This is a genomic window from Pseudomonas sp. H11T01, from assembly GCF_048515765.1.
In the GTDB taxonomy this organism is placed as follows: domain Bacteria; phylum Pseudomonadota; class Gammaproteobacteria; order Pseudomonadales; family Pseudomonadaceae; genus Aquipseudomonas.
On record NZ_JBLYED010000068.1, the window covers coordinates 1 to 1,011 of the forward strand.

The window sequence follows — 1,011 nt, forward strand, 5'->3', positions numbered from 1 at the left end:
GAGGCGAATTCTACAGCGTTACTCGCTGCTGTCAACACCTCTTTTACACCGCTTTCGACCGAGTGGATCGAACCGTTAATAACGTCAAACAACACGACCTTATTAACTCCTTCGGGCTTCGCTGAACGGAAGCGTAACCGCTGTCGAAAACTGCGTAACTCATTGTTTACCAAGGAGTTTTCCGTTTCGACTGCGCCGGAAGTGGGGCGAATTATAGACTTCCAGAATCTGCCGTCAACCTCTAATTCGGCTTATCTATCAATAAGGTGCAGAACGCCAAAAAAGCGGGCTGTTTTCCCTCTATACAGCGGCGTCTATATAGAGAAGGAATCATCAGACTCTCCACCCACCACGCAGCGCGATCTGGCTGTCAATCTTCGCCGGTCTCTGCGCCAGCCCGGTCAGCATTGGCCTGGCGCGATTTGCCTATACATCGTTGATCCAGGCTCATTGGTTTTCGGCCAGCGACGTGGTGTACCTCGGCGTCGCCAACCTTGTGGGTTACCTGATCGGCGCACTAATAGGCCGACCGCTGGCTCGTCGGACGTCCAACAAAAACGCCTTGCGGCTCATGATGCTGGCGGTGACGCTGTCGTTTTTTGCCTGTGGCTTTACGTTGTCGGTGATCTGGTACTTCGGCTGGCGTCTGCTGTCGGGCATTGCCGGCGACGCGATCATGGTACTGGTCGCCGCGACGGTATTGCCCCATATGCCTTCGCCACCGCTGGCAGCAAGGAAAAATGTGCAGCAATTCGTGAGTTTGGCGCCGAAGCGATCAACTACCGCGATCAGGACTTCGCTCAAGTCATCCAGGAAAAACCACCGGCAAAGGCGTTAATGTGATTCTCGACATAATGGGTGGCTCGTACCTGAACAGTAACGTCGTAAGCGCTCCATGAACCCCACCTATTCAAAAATAGGCGGCGCGCTTAGCGAGGCGAGGCGAGCGAGCAGTTCCAAGGCAGCAAGGCTTCGTAATCTTCAACCGAGGTTGCCTGTGGCAGGCGTTCA

General features: G+C 54.4%; 2 pseudogenes. Both read left to right on the forward strand.

Annotated elements, in window-relative coordinates:
• Window positions 1-361: 361 nt before the first annotated feature.
• Window positions 362-718, forward strand: a pseudogene (locus ACN1C3_RS33195) (YbfB/YjiJ family MFS transporter); the annotation flags it as partial.
• Window positions 712-884, forward strand: a pseudogene (locus tag ACN1C3_RS33200) (zinc-binding dehydrogenase); the annotation flags it as partial. The pseudogenes ACN1C3_RS33195 and ACN1C3_RS33200, both read left to right, overlap by 7 nt.
• Between the last annotated feature and the right edge of the window lie 127 nt (window positions 885-1,011).